Origin of the sequence: Nonomuraea aurantiaca (assembly GCF_020215705.1) — a bacterium.
GTDB classification, from domain to species: Bacteria; Actinomycetota; Actinomycetes; order Streptosporangiales; family Streptosporangiaceae; genus Nonomuraea; species Nonomuraea aurantiaca.
The window spans coordinates 1-13222 of record NZ_JAIWNB010000019.1; the positions used below are offsets into that span (position 1 = coordinate 1).

Annotated in this window: 16 protein-coding genes; 7 read left to right on the forward strand and 9 right to left on the reverse strand. The window is 71.3% G+C overall.

Translation table 11 applies throughout. The features are described 5' to 3' along the window. Positions 1-91 precede the first annotated feature (91 nt). Complete coding sequence (locus LDL49_RS35645) at positions 92-481, reverse strand: hypothetical protein (protein WP_225297909.1); 390 nt, start codon at positions 479-481, stop codon at positions 92-94. Between the two features lie 118 nt (positions 482-599). After that, positions 600-1325 carry a helix-turn-helix transcriptional regulator gene (locus LDL49_RS35650; protein WP_225297911.1) on the reverse strand — a complete coding sequence of 242 codons (726 nt, stop codon included), beginning with the start codon at positions 1323-1325 and terminating at the stop codon, positions 600-602. 62 nt (positions 1326-1387) lie between these two features. Here LDL49_RS35650 and LDL49_RS35655 point away from each other — a divergent pair, with 62 nt between their 5' ends. Both LDL49_RS35655 and LDL49_RS35660 read left to right on the forward strand, forming a co-directional pair. Next, the gene (locus tag LDL49_RS35655; protein ID WP_225297913.1) at positions 1388-2284 is read left to right on the forward strand and encodes an NAD(P)H-binding protein; all 897 of its coding nucleotides are present in this window, start codon (positions 1388-1390) and stop codon (positions 2282-2284) included. A 152-nt stretch (positions 2285-2436) separates the two neighbouring features. Continuing rightward, complete coding sequence (locus LDL49_RS35660; RefSeq protein ID WP_225297915.1) at positions 2437-3903, forward strand: sialidase family protein; 1467 nt, start codon at positions 2437-2439, stop codon at positions 3901-3903. A gap of 113 nt (positions 3904-4016) precedes the next feature. Here the strand turns inward: LDL49_RS35660 and LDL49_RS35665 are convergent, their stop codons facing one another. Then, entirely contained in the window at positions 4017-4712 is a 696-nt protein-coding gene (locus tag LDL49_RS35665) for a FadR/GntR family transcriptional regulator (protein WP_225297917.1), read from the reverse strand. Between the two features lie 207 nt (positions 4713-4919). Here LDL49_RS35665 and leuA point away from each other — a divergent pair, with 207 nt between their 5' ends. Next, the gene (gene leuA, locus LDL49_RS35670; protein WP_225298290.1) at positions 4920-6596 is read left to right on the forward strand and encodes a 2-isopropylmalate synthase; all 1677 of its coding nucleotides are present in this window, start codon (positions 4920-4922) and stop codon (positions 6594-6596) included. Here the strand turns inward: leuA and LDL49_RS35675 are convergent. From LDL49_RS35675 to pyrF, 3 genes are all read right to left on the reverse strand, one after another. Further along, positions 6593-6991: a hypothetical protein gene (locus LDL49_RS35675; RefSeq protein ID WP_225297919.1), complete on the reverse strand. Its 399-nt coding sequence runs from the start codon at positions 6989-6991 to the stop codon at positions 6593-6595. The two genes, leuA and LDL49_RS35675, sit on opposite strands and share 4 nt — an antisense overlap. A gap of 7 nt (positions 6992-6998) precedes the next feature. Further along, positions 6999-7178 (reverse strand): hypothetical protein, encoded by a 180-nt coding sequence (locus LDL49_RS35680; protein ID WP_225297921.1) that lies wholly within the window; start codon positions 7176-7178, stop codon positions 6999-7001. Positions 7179-7511: 333 nt separating this feature from the next. Beyond that, entirely contained in the window at positions 7512-8318 is an 807-nt protein-coding gene (pyrF, locus tag LDL49_RS35685) for an orotidine-5'-phosphate decarboxylase (RefSeq protein WP_225297923.1), read from the reverse strand. A gap of 136 nt (positions 8319-8454) precedes the next feature. On the opposite strand from pyrF, the gene LDL49_RS35690 reads away from it, so the two are divergent. Further along, a complete protein-coding gene (locus LDL49_RS35690; RefSeq protein ID WP_225297925.1) occupies positions 8455-8931 on the forward strand; it encodes a DUF2283 domain-containing protein in 477 nt (158 codons plus the stop codon). Here the strand turns inward: LDL49_RS35690 and LDL49_RS35695 are convergent. Beyond that, positions 8914-9948, reverse strand: a complete 1035-nt coding sequence (locus LDL49_RS35695) for a LacI family DNA-binding transcriptional regulator (protein WP_225297927.1) — start codon at positions 9946-9948, stop codon at positions 8914-8916. The two genes, LDL49_RS35690 and LDL49_RS35695, sit on opposite strands and share 18 nt — an antisense overlap. A gap of 67 nt (positions 9949-10015) precedes the next feature. Between LDL49_RS35695 and LDL49_RS35700 the strand changes: the two genes are divergently transcribed. Then, positions 10016-10810 carry an HAD-IIB family hydrolase gene (locus tag LDL49_RS35700; RefSeq protein WP_225297929.1) on the forward strand — a complete coding sequence of 265 codons (795 nt, stop codon included), beginning with the start codon at positions 10016-10018 and terminating at the stop codon, positions 10808-10810. A 195-nt stretch (positions 10811-11005) separates the two neighbouring features. Continuing rightward, a complete protein-coding gene (locus tag LDL49_RS35705; protein ID WP_225297930.1) occupies positions 11006-11377 on the forward strand; it encodes a hypothetical protein in 372 nt (123 codons plus the stop codon). 81 nt (positions 11378-11458) lie between these two features. Here the strand turns inward: LDL49_RS35705 and LDL49_RS35710 are convergent, their stop codons facing one another. After that, the gene (locus LDL49_RS35710; RefSeq protein ID WP_225297933.1) at positions 11459-12157 is read right to left on the reverse strand and encodes an endonuclease V; all 699 of its coding nucleotides are present in this window, start codon (positions 12155-12157) and stop codon (positions 11459-11461) included. Between the two features lie 12 nt (positions 12158-12169). On the opposite strand from LDL49_RS35710, the gene LDL49_RS57430 reads away from it, so the two are divergent. Further along, positions 12170-12295 (forward strand): hypothetical protein, encoded by a 126-nt coding sequence (locus LDL49_RS57430; protein WP_263655930.1) that lies wholly within the window; start codon positions 12170-12172, stop codon positions 12293-12295. A 124-nt stretch (positions 12296-12419) separates the two neighbouring features. On the opposite strand, the gene map is transcribed toward LDL49_RS57430, so the two are convergent. Next, positions 12420-13199 carry a type I methionyl aminopeptidase gene (gene map, locus LDL49_RS35715; protein WP_225297935.1) on the reverse strand — a complete coding sequence of 260 codons (780 nt, stop codon included), beginning with the start codon at positions 13197-13199 and terminating at the stop codon, positions 12420-12422. Positions 13200-13222: the final 23 nt, after the last annotated feature.

The following is a 13222-nucleotide window of genomic DNA, read 5'->3' on the forward strand; positions in this document are numbered from 1 at the left end:
CTGGAAACGGAGCAACGAACCTGGCCACGGTCACTGGGGTGGCACAACCGACCGGGAAACCGGCGGAACATGAAGGCCCCAGGCCCTACCGTCAGGAGACGCCACCGCGCCAGCCCCCGACCCTACACGGGTTTGGGTGGCTTCGCCCAGCGTGACGGCCGAGTGATTTGTTGATCGCGGGGCCGAATTCCGGGATGGGGAACGTGCGCCGCTTGTCCGCGCCCACCTGCCCGTTGGGGCCGCGGTCGGTGACCATCCAGTAGTCCCCGCGCCGCTCGGCCGGGAACAGTCCGCTGCCGATCCCGCCCAGCTTGACCCCGCGATCATCGGCGATGGACCGCTGCAGGTCCTTGAGGGGTACGGGCGGGATGCTCACGTCCTTGACCACCACGGGCCGGGGCGCGGCCTCGGCCAAGGAGGGGGCGGCGGTGACCGCCGGGCCCACGACGAGCGCCAGACCCACGAGTACGGGACGGAACATGGCACGGCCTTCCACACCCGGCGAATACGAACGTCCTGGCCCTAATGACGTCTAACGTCCAATCGTTGAAGCGCCGATGAACAGGCCCACCCGAAAGCCGCCGCGACCGCCTGAGCTCTCAGCCCTGGGGTCGACGGCCGAAGTCCGTGGCGAGCCAGGTCGCGAGGTCGTCGGCCGGCTGGCCGCGGTCGCCGGACCCTGGTTCGCCCGCCTCCGGCTCCCGCACGCGGTCGAGGCGGAACACCCGCCAGTCACCGGCGTCGAGGTCGTGGGCGAGAACGTACCAGCGTCCGCGGGTGTAGATGCACCGCACCGCCTCCACCCGCCGCCGGCTGGCGGTCCCGTGCCGGTCGCGGTAGCCGAACCGCAGCACGAGGTCCTGATCGGCCGCGCGGAGCAGCGCCGCCAGGGTCGAGGGTTCCACGCCCCCGCGCTCGCCCTCGATGTTCTCGCTGCCCGCCGCGGCGGTGTCCAGGAGGGTGCGCAGCCGCCACGGGAGCACCTGCGACAGCTTGGCCAGCGCCCGGTGCGCGGCGTCCCCGGCGAGGATCCCCTCGACCATGCGCAGGGCCGCCACCAGAGCCACGACCTCGTCGTCCTGGAAGACCAGCGGCGGCATCCGGTGCCCTGGCCGCAGCGCGTAGTGGCCGCCCGGCCCGGGCCGGCTCTCGACGGTGTAGCCGAGCCGCTGCAGGCGGGCCACGTCGCGACGCACGGTGCGGGTGCTGACCTCGAGCCGCCCGGCCAGATCGGCAGCCGACCAGCTCGGCCGGGCGGCCAGCAACTCCAGCAGCAGGAGGGTCCGTCCGGCGGGATCGCCGTCGGCAGGGTCGAACTCGGTCATGGCTCCAGTGTCACCACAATCGCGGACAGGATCCGGCCACATCTACTCGTACGGTGGACGTCATGGAGATCGCTATCACAGCACCGTCCGGCAACGTCGGCCGCTTCCTGGTCGGTCACCTGGTCCGCGCCGGCGTCCGTCCGCGGCTGCTGAGCCGCCACCCCGAGCAGCCCCGCGCGACCTGGGGCGACCTCGTCGACGCCCGCGAGGTCGACCTGCGGGACGCCGCGGCCGTCACCGAGGCGACCCGCGGCGTCGACGCGCTGTTCCTGGTCGTGCCGCCCGGCGAGGCCGACGACCCCGTCGCGGCGTACGCCGAGGTCGGCGAGATCGTCGCCGCCGCGGTCGCCGAGAACCACATCTCCCGCACCGTCCTACAGAGCAGCGTCGGAGCGGAGCTCCGCGAGGGCGCCGGTGAGATCGACGGGCTGGCTCGCGCCGAGGAGGCGCTGGACCGGGTCGTCGCCAAGCACGCCGGACTCGCTGTCACCCACCTGCGGTGCGGCTACTTCTTCAGCAACCTGCTGTTCGAGCTCGACAGCATCCGTTCGGGATCCGTGGCCGTGCTCCTGCCCACCGGCGCGCCGTTCTCCTGGGTCGCTCCGGCCGACATCGCCGCGGTGGCCGCGTCCCTGCTGCTGCGCGCCGACTGGTCGGGACGCCGGGTGCAGGCCGTGCACGGACCGCAGGACCTGTCCTGGGACGATGCCCTGACCGTGGTCGGCGACGTCCTGGGCCGCAAGGTCACCGCCCACCGCGTCGCCGACGACGAAATGCGCGCCACGCTGGCCGGTGCCGGCATGTCCCCGGCGCAGGTCGAGGCCATCATGGGCATGTCGACCGGACTGCGCGACGGATTCGTTCCGGAGCAGCCGAGGACCCCCGTGACCACGACCGACACGACGCTCGGAGCATGGGCCTGGGCCGAACTCCGGCCTGCCCTCGACGCGACCGGGTGACAGGGGGCTCGAGGCTTGGCGATCATTCGGCAGACGAAACTGATCTTGTGCCGGTAACCTTCCCTGCGTCGTTCGCCGCCCGCCGGGGAAATGCACATTCCCCCGGCGGGCCGGTGACGTCTTCATCAACACAACGAAGATGAGGAATGCTCGTGATCCGACGCTTCAGGGTTCTGTTACCCGCAGCGGCCATCCTGCTGGCCGGCACCGTCGCGCAGCCCGCTGCCGCGGACGGCGCCGCGACCGGCGGGCCCGCCATCATCCGGCCGGTCTCGGGTACCAGCCCGCTGCCCGCAGGCTGCGGACTTCCCCCGGCTGACGGCTACACCCTGAACCCCAACACCGAAGTCCTGCCCATGCTGGCGCGGGACCCGAACCGTCCGCAACACCTCGTCACGGTGTACCAGCAGGATCGCTGGAACCGGTACGGCAGCAACGGCGCGGTCACCGCCGTGTCGGACGACTACGGCCTGACCTGGCAGAAGTCGCAGAACCTGCCCGCCTTCTCCCAGTGCAACGGCGGCACGAGTGCCAACGGCGGAGACTACGCCGTCACGACGGACAACTGGGTCACCGTCACGCCATCGGGTGCCGCGGTGGCCGCGTCGTTGTCGATGTCGCGCGCCGGCGACGTGACCGCCATCCTGGTGGCCCGCTCCGGCGACGGCGGCCGGACCTGGGACAAGCCCGTCACCCTGCAGCGGGACGACAATCCGCAGTTCTTCAACGACCGCCCGTCGGTGACCGCGGACCCGTATCACCCGGGCGTGGTCTACGCGGTGTGGGACCGCATCGACGACCAGTCGACCAGCACCACGCCGAACTGGGTACAGCCGATCTACCTGGCCAAGTCGACCGATGACGGACGCACCTGGACCAGCAGCAAGGTGTACGACGTGCCCACCAACAGCGGCGTCATCGGCACCCAGCTGGTGCCGCTGCCGGACGGGACGCTGCTGATCGGCATGCACCACGAGACGATCACCGACGGCTCCACCCAGGTCATCCGCTCGACCGACGGCGGCAAGACCTGGTCGGCGCCGACGCTGAACGTCCCGGCCCCGCTCGCGGTGGGCCCCCGCATCCCGGACCCCGACAACTCGGGTGACCCGGTACGCAACGCCGCCCTGCCGCAGCTGGCCGCCCAGCCGGGCACCCAGGTGGTCAACGCCGTCTGGCAGAGCCAGGAGGCCGACGGCACCTTCCACGTGGCCTACTCGCGCTCGGCGGACGGCGGGAAGACGTGGTCCGCCCCGGCCCACCTGGACAAGACGCCCACCGGTTCCGCCGCCGTACCGATGGTCGCCGTGTCCAAGTCGGGCACCGTGGCGGTCACGTACTACGACTTCCGCAACAACACGTCCGACCCGGCCACCCTGCCCACTGACCTGTGGGCTGTGACCTGCTCGAGCGGCTGCGCGAAGCCGGGAGCGTGGCGTGAGCAGCACATCGAGGGGCCGTTCGACGCGCGGAAGGTCCCCTTGACGAGCGTGGGACGACTGCTCGGTGACTACACCGGCCTCGTCTCGGTCGGCAACGCCTTCACGGCCGTGTACGGCGTCTCCACCGGCGATGCCGCCAACCCGGTGGACCTGCACAGCGCGATCTTCACCGGCTGAGCGGTCGTACGCCGCCGGCGGGGTCCGGGCAGACCGGGCCCCGCCGGCGGGACGCGGGGGCGGGCGCCCCGGATCGGCGTAGTCCACGGTCGATCCCCGGCCGGGCGCTTACGTCAGGCCTCGTCGCGATGGAGCAAGGCCAGCGTCTGTTCCAGCTCCGTCTGCAGGATGCGGCTCGCCGCCTCCCCGTCCCCCCGCCTGATGGCCTCCACCAGCGCGGCGTGCGTGTCGTCGCCGGGGTTGGGGTCGGCGTGCCGCAGGCCCAGCAGCTCCACCACGTCCACCAGCCGTCCCCGCAGCCTGGGGGCGAACTCGGCGAACAGGTCGTCGAGCACCGGGTTGCGCGCCGCCGCCACGACCGCCGCGTGCAGCGCGATGTCCGCGTCCACGAAACCCCCGTCGTCGCCCCCGGCCGCCGCCCGGCGCGCCTGCAGGGCTGCCTCCATTGAGGCGAGGTCCTCGTCGGTACGGCGGGTCGCGGCCAGGCGGGCGGCCTGGGTCTCGACCATCATCCGCACCTCGTAGACGTCGGTGATCGCGGCCCGGCGGAGGCGGGTGGGCCAGTCGGCGGCCGGTTCGGTGGCGATGACGAACACGCCGCTGCCCTGGCGGGCCTGCACCAGCCCGGCGCCCGCCAGCGCGCGCAGCGCCTCGCGCACGGTGGAGCGGCCGACGCCGAGGGTCTTGGCCAGAGCGTTCTCGCCGGGGAGCCGGGTGCCGACCGGCCAGTGCCCGCCGGTGATCTGCTCGCGCAGGTGCTCGGTGGCCTGTTCGACCAGCGGACTGGGACGGAGGGTGCCGAGCGGCATCGCGGGTTTACCTCTCAGGTTGTCTGAGGACCTGTGTTGTGGTTAGTGTACCCGGCATGACGTCACGTGGTCTCCTTCTCGGCCGCCGCGGCGGGGCCTGAACGACCGGCACCCCGCCGCGGTGGCTCCGCAGTGCCGGTCGAACCTCAGAAGAACGACCGGGAAGGAAACCCCGTGCACGACTGGAACCCGCAACGCCCCAGCGCCATGCCGTACCACCGCTACCAGCCCGCCCACCGGCGCGTCGAGGTGCCGCTGACCGAGCGCGGCTGGCCCGCGCGGCGCATCGAGCGGGCCCCGCTGTGGGTGCCCGTGGACCTGCGCGACGGCAACCAGGCGCTGGCCGAGCCGATGGACCCGGCGCGCAAGCGGCGGATGTTCGAGCTGCTGGTGGCCATGGGCTTCAAGGAGATCGAGGTCGGCTACCCGTCGGCCAGCCAGACGGACTTCGACTTCGTCCGCGACCTGGCAGCGCCGGGGGCGGTGCCGGAGGACGTGACGATCGTCGTGTTCACGGCCGCCAGGCGCGACCTGATCGAGCGGACCTTCGCCTCCGTCGAGGGACTGCCGCGTGTCGTCGTCCACCTCTACACGGCGACCGCTCCCGTCTGGCGTGACGTCGTGCTCGGTCATGACCGGGAGGCGTTGCGCGCCCTCATCAAGGACGCGGCCGCGCACGTCGCCCGCCTGGCCGACGCCCGTCCGGGGCCGCCGATCAGGTACGAGTTCTCGCCCGAGGTGTTCAACCTCACCGAGCCCGACTACGTGCTGGAGGTGTGCGACGACCTGACGGCCCTGTGGGAGGCGAGCCCGGACCGCCCGGTCATCCACAACCTGCCCGCCACGGTCGAGACCGCCACCCCGAACGTCTACGCCGACCAGATCGAGTACATGCACCGCCACCTGGCCCGCCGCGACTCGGTGATCCTCTCGGTGCACCCGCACAACGACCGCGGTACCGGCGTCGCCTGCGCGGAGCTGGCGCTGCTGGCCGGGGCGCAGCGGGTCGAAGGCTGCCTGTTCGGCAACGGCGAGCGCACCGGCAACGTCGACCTGGTCACGCTCGCGCTCAACCTGCACTCGCAGGGCGTCGACCCGATGCTGGACCTCTCCGACATCGACGCCATCCGCCGTACGGTCGAGCACTGCAACCGGCTGCCCGTCCCCGACCGCCACCCGTACGCCGGTGACCTGGTCTACACCGCCTTCTCCGGCACCCACCAGGACGCCATCGGCAAGGGCCTGGCCCACCACGCCAAGCGGGCCGCCGAGCTGGGCGTTCCGGTGGAGCAGGCGCCCTGGGAGGTGCCGTACCTGCCGATCGACCCCGCCGACGTCGGCCGCGATTACCAGGCCGTGATCCGCGTCAACAGCCAGCCGGGCAAGGGCGGCATCGCCTACCTGCTCAGTACCCACCAGGGGCTCGACCTGCCGCGACGGCTCCAGATCGACTTCTCGGCGGTCGTCCAGCGGGCCACGGACGGCAGCGGCGCGGAGATGACGGCCGAGGAGCTGTGGCGGCTCTTCCAGGCCGCCTACCTGGATCCGGCGGACGACGGGCCGTACGCGCTCGCCGGCTGGAGCACCGCCGAGAGCGAACCGGGGGTCCACGCGTTCGCCGGCACCCGGCGCGATGACGGCGGTGAGCTGCGGGGGACCGGCAACGGTCCGCTGTCGGCGCTGGCCGGCGCGCTGGGCGGGGTCGACATCCTCCACTACGCGCAGCACGCCACCGGGCCGGGTCAGGACAGCCAGGCCGTCGCCTACGTGGAGGCACGCGTGGGCGAGACGGTCCGGTGGGGAGCGGGCCGCGACACCTCCGTACTGACCGCCTCCGTCCGCGCCCTGCTCGCCGCCGTCAATCGAGCGGCACGACCTGCTTAAGCCACGCGGCGCGGCTTGGGGACCAGGTTCAAAGTCGGGGAGAACCGTCCCTCACAGCCCGGCACCGCGGTCACGTGCGCCGAGACCTCGGTCTCGCTCTGGACCCTGATGCTGGCGATGTAGAACGGCGTGAGCAGCGGCTGCGGCCGCCGGCGACCGAGGCTCAGGTAACCGAAACGGAACCACTGCGGCGTCAGCCGGGTGTCCTCCATGCCGGCGAAGGACTCCGCCACCCGGGCCGCGACCTCCCGCGCCGCCTGGGCCGGCGTCCGTACCTCGGGCTCGGCGACCGTCGCGCCGCCCCCGTCACCGGCGAAGCGGCGGGTCGACACGCTCAGCGACGTCACGCCGCCGCTCGCGCCCAGCTCCACGGTGGACGACGCCCTGCCGTACACCGGAAGATCACATACGTAATGCCGGAACGAGCCGAGCGCCCGGCAGCTCCGCGTCGCCGGGGTCGTTCTCGAAGAGGTCCTCGGACGGCGGCAGGTCGAGATGCACGGTCATCGAGCCCGACGCGTGGAACCCCACGGCCCGCAACCGGCCCGGCAGCCACACCGTGGTCCGATCCTGGTGGGTCACCGTCTCCAGGGAGGGGGGCGGCGCCGTCGCGCAGACCGGCGACGGCCAGGACGAGCTCCTCCAGGCGGCGCTGGACCGTGCGCGGCTCGGGTACGGCGAGCCCCAGCACGCTCACCGTGGCGGGCACCTCCCCGGCCATCGAGGCCAGCTCTTCGGCGAGATCGTCGGCGTACGGGAAAGCGGGCATGAGGGCTCCTCGACTCCGGCTGTTCTGATCAGCCCGGGACCGGCTGGGCTGAGGCCACCGCGTCAGAACCTCAATGATCAGTACGCCGGGGCACGAACCGCGTCAGGACGGAACCTAGGGATGTCCCTAGTCCGGGAGCGAGCCCGTCAGGAGGACAGGTGGTGGGCGCAGTCGTCGCGGTAGCGCAGCACCAGCTCGCGGATCCGCTCCGGATCGGCGAGCACGGCCCGCGACACCGACGGGACGACCGCCTGGCGTACAGGACCGAACAGCCGGGCCAGGTCGGCCGGAGCGGCGCCCTGCGCGCCCAGGCCCGGCGCCAGGATCGGGCCGTTGAGCTGCTCCAGCGGATGCTCCAGCGACGGGAGGGTGGCGCCGATCACGACGCCGACCGGACCCAGCGGGGCCCGGCCCGCGTTCGCCGCCGCGGCGCCCGCGAAGATCTCGCCCGCGACCGCCGTCTGCAGCGCGACGGCCTCCGGGTTGGAGGTGCGCGCCAGGACGAAGACGCCCGCGTCGTTGGCGATCGCCGACGTGATCGCGCCCTCCAGCGAACCGAACCCGAGGTAGGGGCTGAGCGTCACGGCGTCGACCGCCAGCGGGCTGCCCCGGTCGAGGTACGCCTCGGCGTAGGCGGCCATCGTGCTGCCGATGTCGCCCCGCTTGACGTCGAGGATCACCACCGTGCCCGCCTCACGCAGGTCGGCGATGACGCTCTCCAGCACCGCGATGCCCCGGCTGCCCCAGCGCTCGTAGAAGGCGGACTGCGGCTTGACCACCGCCGCCACGTCACCGATCGCGTCGACCACGGTACGGCTGAACCGCTCCAGCCCGGCCGGGGAGTCGTCGAGCCCCCACGCGTCGAGCAGCGCCGGGCTGGGGTCGATGCCTACGCAGAGTGGGCCGTACTTGTCGAGCCTGGACCGCAACCGTGTCCCGAACGACTCATTCACCACTGGACTCCCCTCGCGACGTACGCAGACTAACGGCGCCGGTCCGAGGCGGGAAAGCTTTTCGACCATGGCGATATGGGCCGCCTCTTCTCGCCTCCAGTCTTCCAGAGTTCGCCTCCGGGGTAGATCAGCTGACATGTACGAGATCGCCCACCGCACACTGACGCTGCGCACCGAGCCGCTACGCGAGGCCGTCGTCACGATCGGGCTGCCGATCGAGGAGCCGACGGGGGAGTGGTCGTGCCCCTACCGGATCGACGGGCTCGCCGGGTGGGAGCACGATCGCAAGGTCAGCGGCGTCGACTCGCTCCAGGCGCTCGAACTCGCCATGACCATGGTGCGGGCCGCGCTCGCCGGCTCGCACGAGGCCAAGGAAGGGCTGCTGAGCTGGGACGAGGAGCCTGCCGACGGACGCGAGCACACGGTGTACGTCCGGTGGGAGAAGGAACACGACGTCGCCTATATCGCGATGAAGCACGAAATAGTGCCAGGAGAGGCGGTGCGGCAGACCCTCTCGGAGGATGTCGTGCTCGACTACGCGGAGTCGGGAGAGCTGCTCGGCGTGGAACTCCTCAACGCGACCACGACGATGCCGTCAGAGATGCGCCTCTGAGAGGTCGGCGGCGCGGGTGGAGCCGCGTACGACGAGTTCGGTGGCGAGTTCGACATGGCGGGAGTCGATTTTCTCGCCCGCGGCCAGGCGCAAGGCGGTGCGCAGGGCGACGGCGCCCATCTCGCGCAGCGGCTGGCGTACGGTGGTCAGCTGCGGCGAGGTCATGGTCGCGAGCTCGGTGTCGTCGAAGCCGACGACGCTGAGGTCTTCGGGGACGCGCAGGCCACGGGCCCTGGCGGCCTGGATGGCGCCGAGGGCGCTCTCGTCGCCGGCGGCGAAGACGGCGGTCGGCGTGGGGTCCAGGTCCAGCACGGCGGCCCCTTCCTGCAGCCCGTGGGGATAGCAGAAGCCCCCCGTGCGCACATATTCGGGAGGTACGGGCACGCCCGCGGCTTCCATGGCGGCGCGGAAGCCCTGCATGCGTGCCTGGTTGACGGCCGTGGTCGCGGGTCCCCCGAGGTAGGCGATGCGGCGGTGGCCGAGGTCCAGCAGATGCTGCGTGGCGGACAGACCACCGGCGAAGTTGGTGCAGCCGACGCTGCTCACGGGGGCGTCCGGCAGGTTCAGCGGGTCGATGACGACCACCGGTAAGCGGACGCGCGACAGCGCGGCGAGCTGGGCCGCGGTCGGCCCGTTGGTAAGGGTGATCACCGCCCGCCGCCCGGCGGCGACCAGGTCGCGAGCCCAGGATGCGCCGCCGCCGGCCAGGTCTTTCGTGCCGGTGACGACGACCGCCACACCCGACTCGGCACCGGCCTCGATCGTGCCCTTGACGACCTCGGTGGAGTAGGCGCACATGTCGTCCAGCCACATCTCGACCGTGGCCGACCCGTCCGCCCGGTCCGGGTGCGACGAGCGCGGGACGTAGCCGTGTTCCACCAGCAGGGACTGCACCAGCGTACGAGTGTCAGGCGCGACTTCGCGGCGGCCGTTGAGCACCTTGGACACGGTGGCCACGGACACGCCGGCCGAAGCGGCGACGGTGGCCAGCGTGGTACGCCTGGGATGGCTCGGCATGAATTCCTCCCTAACGCCCGACATATACCCCAAAGAGGCGCGGAGCCGCACCGGATTTAATGGTGAAGTGATCCCACCCCGCATCGTGGCAACAGACCTTGACGGCACTCTCCTCGACTCCACCGGCTCCGTGTCCCCGCGTACCCGCCGCGCCCTGGGGCGCGCCCGCGACGCCGGAGCGGACATCGTGTTCGTCACCGCCCGGCCGCCACGCGGCGTGGACCCGATCGCCGCGATGGCGGACGTCACGGGCACCGCGGTCTGCAGCAACGGCGGCATCGTCTACGACCTGGACACCCGCGAGATCACCAGCATGTACGCACTCGACCTCGCCGCCGCGAGGAAGCTGATGGAGACGCTCCGCGAGGCCCTGCCCGGCGTCGCCTTCGCGGTGGAGACGGGTCGGCAGGTCCTGGTCGAGCCCGCCTACACCAGGCGCATCCTCCCGGACCTGCCCTTCACCCGCGAGGTCACGGACGCCTGCGAGGAGGGTGAGCCGGTCGTCAAGCTGCTGGCCTGGTCGGCGACGCACGCGGTGGACGAGATGTTCACCGCCGCCGTGGTGGCCGTCGAGGGCCAGGCCGAGGTGACGCACTCGGGCGGCAGCGGGCTGCTGGAGATCAGCGCTCCCGGGGTGACGAAGGCCGGCACGCTGGCCCGGCTGTGCGAGGTGCGGGGGGTGGACGCGGCCGAGGTGGTGGCGTTCGGCGACATGCCCAACGACCTCGCGGTCCTCACCTTCGCCGGGGCGGGGTACGCGATGGCCAACGCGCACCACATGGTGATGGCGGCCGTCGAGCGGCGCACTTTGTCCAACGACGACCACGGGGTGGCCGCGGTCCTGGAACGCCTGTACGCCTGACGACGCTTGTGATCCGGTTGTTTCGCCAGAGCATGCATCCGCATGGGCTGGGTGTGCCTGCCTACGGGAGATCAGCGAAGGTACGGGCCTCGCCGTGTACGCCTCCTGGCGTACAGAGGATGACGACGGGCGTCGGATGCCGCGGTGTCGTGACGGCAAGATCCTTGAGACCTCACGAGGTCAAAGGAGAAGCGAGTGGTAACTCAGGCCGCCAAGGGGACCGGATATCTGACCGGGTTCAAGATCATTACCGCACTGAACACGCTGGCGGTGCTCTTCCAGGCCGTGACGGCGGGCCAGCTGCTCAGCGGGGCGTCGGCGGGGGCGCACGACATGGGGGCCGGGGCCGTACACGTGCTGGGGCTGGCGCAGCTCGTCGCGGCCATGCTGGTGTGGCGGCCGGGGCGTGGGGCGGGATGGCCCGTGCTGGTCGGGCTGGCGATCCTGCTGCTCGGGTTCGTGCAGTCGGCGGTGGGTGGGGCGGGTGTGCTGACCGTGCACGTGCCGCTCGGGATGGCGGTCTTCGGACTGAGTGTGTGGCTGCTGGTCTGGGCTTGGCGCCGCTGACTGGGATGCCGTTGCCCGGATCGCCGGTGAAAGGTGATGGTCGGTCACGGGTGATCGCCGGTTACCGGTCGTTGCCGCCGGCTACAGGTCGCCGTGTCTGGCCAGGTGATCGGCCTTGCGGATGGGCTCCGGCAGGCGGTGGTACGGCGAGAGCCGCAGGACCTCGGCGCAGGCCGTGTCGAGGGTGATGCGGTGGCCCTGCGACACGTACACCGGCTTGACGTTCGGCTGCGTACGCAGGGCTCGGCCCACGGTCGAGCCGTCCAGCTCGATCGGCGTCCATGCGCCCCGAGCGGGGTCCGGGGCGTCGTGGGTGCCGACGAAGTGGGTCTTGCCCACGCCGATCGCGGGCAGCCCGGTGAGCACGCCCAGGTGGCAGGCCAGGCCGAACCCGCGCGGATGCGCCAGGCCGTACCCGTCGCAGACCAGCAGGTCAGGGGTGACGGTGAGCCGTTCGAGCGCCTCGACCAGCGCGGGCAGCTCACGAAAGGCGAAGAGCCCCGGCACGTACGGAAACCGCGCCTTGCCACGAACCACCACTCGCTCGACCACCACGAGATCGCCCGCCACGTCCTGTGTGTGGTCGTCCGTGGCGGCGGTTGCGGAGAGCACCACCACGGCGGCGGCTACCTCGTCCTCACCGTGGTAGTGCACGTCAAGTCCCGCCACCAACGTGAACGAGGTCGGGCCGGTCAGCTCGACGTGAAGCCGGAGGCGCTCCTGGATCGCCTCCGCCTCCGCGGTACTCGTCGGCCAGGGGTGAAGCTGGTTTACCCGCACATGGTCCAACCTATGCCCGTCGGTTCCCAGGGTGTCACCGTCACTGGCAACGGCGTGGAACTACGCCTCGGCGAGGAGCCGATCATCGTTCCTACGGCTTTCGGGGACCTGCTCGAAGAGCTTCTCAACCACGGTTAGACGTCGTCCTGATGGATGAGCCTCCCCGAAGCGAATAGCGCATTCTGTGGCCTCCACCCCTGGCGGTAGTTCGGGTCGTCGGCGAACTGCAGCGTCAGGGACCGAACATGCGGGCACGGCACGTCTACCCGCACTCAGCCATGCGGCGGGTGAGCACCAAGGGGGCGTCCTCGGTGATGGCTACCGTGTGCTCGGAGTGGGCCGTGCGCGAGCCGTCCGCCGACCGAATGGTCCAGCCGTCGGCGTCGTAGACGATCCGGTCGGTCGTGCGGGCGAACCAGGGTTCGAGCGCGAGGGTCAGGCCCGGCCGGAGCGTAAGGCCGCGCCCTGCTCGGCCCCTGTTCGAAACGTGGGGCCCCTCGTGCATGGTGCGGCCAATGCCGTGGCCACCGAACTCGGTGTTGACCGGGTAGCCGTAGTCGTGGGCTACCGCCCAGATGGCCGCCGAGATGTCACCCAGGCGATTGCCCGGACGCGCCACCTCGATCGCCGCCTCCAACGCTTCCTCGGTGGCGCGGATAATGCGTAGGTCCTCCTCGGCGGCGGTCCCGACGACGACCGTGCGCGCCGAGTCGGCCACCCAGCCGTCGACGCTGACCGCGAGGTCCGCGCTGAGTACGTCGCCGTCACGCAGTGTGTAGTCGTGGGGTATTCCGTGCAGGACGGCGTCGTTGACCGACAGGCAGATGACATTGCGGAACGGGCCGTGTCCGAAGGACGGCGCGTAGTCCCAGTAGCACGACTCCGCCCCGGACCGTTTGATCATGCCGCGCACGTGGTGCTCCAGGTCCAGGAGATTGACGCCCACGTCGGCGAGCCGGCCGACCTCGGAGAGCACCTCGGCGACGAAGCGCCCTGCCACGTGCATGCGTTGGATCTCCGCAGGCGTCTTCAGTTCAATCATGATTACCTCGCTTCACAGGATGC